Raw genomic sequence first — 2,564 nt, 5'->3', positions numbered from 1 at the left:
AAAACAGCGTTTATGACCTGTATATTCGGTATTTTGACGTTACCTCGCTGTAAAGGCAGCAGGTGTTCGATAATTTTGAATTGCGATTTTGTGATTTCCATAAACGCAGATTTTATCAAAATTAGTGTTAACAGGCCCTAACAAGATTACCCAATCTGCGTTCTGCATAACCTCGTACCATGGTATCTGAAATCTGCGGCAATATCGGTCGATTATAATCAACAGTGGAAACATTCAAATTCAGTTCTGACGCTAGGGATTCAATACCATAGTACACATCCCCCATACCAGCCACGATTCCAAATGATGGCCCTACCCCAGCCCCACCTATGGCAACACCACTTAAAAGCCCTGTAAGTTGGCGACCCGCTATAATCTCTCCACTTTCTAACAACTTATTACCACCCTCCTTAATTTGCGTTTGATTTGTATGTAACGCAATTCCTAATGCTTCCCCAAGCAGCATGTGCTCCACTGTATTCGCTTGAACAGCCTCTCCTGCACCAGCTCCTCCCAGGATTCTGTTCTCATGTCGAGTGTATCTATATAAACCCCTGAAAAAGGATCCCACTCCACGGAAAAATCTCCCCCCACCCTCTTGTGTCTTCGAATTCCCTCTAACTACCACTTCTTCATCATAAGGAGTCCCCGCGGGAGACACTTTACTATCCTCGGTATCATCTTCACTTCCCGCGTCATCAGAAGACGAGTCCGAACTACTGGCAGAGGAAGTTTGTGAGACATACCGGTAACGTTCTCCTGTTGAATTTGATGGCCCGCCATTCGTCAAAGTCGAAAGATTCGTTGGTGAGATTTCTCTCCATCCGCCACCACCTCGCGACGTAAATGGGCTTCTTTCTGATTTGTCAGTGACCTCTACGCCTTCCACTGACTCACCTCCAACATCACCACCGCCACCACCATCCAGGTGGACTTCATCATCATCTTCAGTTACAAAGCCCGTAGGATCTGTAAAACCCACCGGGTTGTTGAAAGCGTAACTGTAACGATTCCAGCTCTGACTGAAGGTCGGTGCCTGCACTAAGGGATCCGGACTCAGGAATCTCCCCAAGGTCGGATCATATATCCGCCCATTCATATGGATCAAGCCGATCCTGTCCAGGTGCTCGTGGCCGGTGAAGCCCCGGTTGGTGACCAGGCTCTGGGAGGCCAACAGAACTTCCAGACCTTGCGGGTCCATCTCCTGGCTCCAGTCGGCTTTTCTGCGTTTGCCGCTGGGGTCGAAAGCGGTGTCGAGAATCAGACTTCCACTTTCATCCGTGACTTTTTCAATGGAACCCAGGTGGTCCCGGTACAGGTACTGGAATTCGCCAGTGCTGCCCATGGTATCGGTAATACCGATATGCACCACATTGTTGTAAGGAACTGGCGCGAAAAGCCAAACAATTCGCCGTCACCCTGCTCCGTGGTGCCCAGGAAGTACGCCTTGAGGAGATAGAGCGGGACAAGTATTTCAGGTTATTAGCCGAAGTATGGGTAGATGGTAAGCGGCTAGATCAGCTACTCATAGGCGCCAACCTTGGGTATGAGTATCATGGGGGCAAGAGGCGGAATTGGTGCGGGGGCTGATCTCACTTTATCGAAATCAGCCACCCGCTTCTAATGGAAGAAATACATCAGACCACACGAAAAAAGTGTCAAAATCTTACTCCGATCTGAATGGCATTTACTTAATACAGGTTCAGGAAAGCGACCGGCGAGCTGCCGGAGTGAGCAGCTTTCTCACTCCGACCCTATTTTTTAGTTCTGTCGATATTTTTCATTTTCATCACAAAAAAAACGAGGCTAACGACTACCCAAACAATACACACTGCAAGTGGAATCCAACCCAATTTCCCCATATCTACCCTGAAAAAAAATACTGAATATCCTACCAAGCCATAGAGCCCACTCCTGAAAAGCGGATAAGAAAAAAGGTTTTTCAAGTAGACATATGCCAATTTCATAGTATTCAAAACCCTGGGGAACCTTGTTGCCTTCTTAGTATAATGCCATCGCTGTTAACTATAGTTTGGGTTATAACAATGTTAGCAAGGCCGCTGTCATTGTGGAATCCCGTTCCAAGATCCGCCCTAATCTCTTGATAGATTGCATCTCCAATTTGTGGTGCATAATTCATTTGACTATCCGAAACTAGTCCTTTAGCTGTATAGTACCTCCTGCCAAAACTGAACCGGCTATACTTCTTGCCGCGCCACCCAGTGCATCTTAGTCCTGGACGGCCCTCGAATTCACTCATTACCAAAGAGTTCAATAACCCATTATTTGGTCCTCCCACCAAGCGAGTTTTGAGGTCAAGTCGCCAGTCAGGGGGATGAAGCGGTGTTTGGTATTGACGGCTGGATAAGCGTCTTAAAGACAAAGCCCCGGCAGATTGCTCTGCTGGGGCTTTGATACTTTTAACTAGGGCCTGTTAACACTAATTTTGATAAAATCTGCGTTTATGGAAATCACAAAATCGCAATTCAAAATTATCGAACACCTGCTGCCTTTACAGCGAGGTAACGTCAAAATACCGAATATACAGGTCATAAACGCTGTTT

General features: G+C 46.9%; 2 protein-coding genes. One reads left to right on the top strand and one right to left on the bottom strand.

All coding sequences use genetic code 11. The features are described from left to right. Window positions 1-127: 127 nt before the first annotated feature. Window positions 128-1,369 carry an RHS repeat domain-containing protein gene (locus AB1S50_RS19305; protein WP_367152885.1) on the bottom strand — a complete coding sequence of 414 codons (1,242 nt, stop codon included), beginning with the start codon at window positions 1,367-1,369 and terminating at the stop codon, window positions 128-130. Window positions 1,370-1,386: 17 nt separating this feature from the next. Here AB1S50_RS19305 and AB1S50_RS19300 point away from each other — a divergent pair, with 17 nt between their 5' ends. Continuing rightward, window positions 1,387-1,590 (top strand): thermonuclease family protein, encoded by a 204-nt coding sequence (locus AB1S50_RS19300; protein WP_367152887.1) that lies wholly within the window; start codon window positions 1,387-1,389, stop codon window positions 1,588-1,590. Window positions 1,591-2,564: the final 974 nt, after the last annotated feature.

The organism is Microbulbifer discodermiae (genome assembly GCF_040742695.1).
Lineage (GTDB): Bacteria > Pseudomonadota > Gammaproteobacteria > Pseudomonadales > Cellvibrionaceae > Microbulbifer.
The sequence above is the reverse complement of the archived record's forward strand: the minus strand, read 5'-3'. Positions and strand labels throughout refer to the sequence as shown.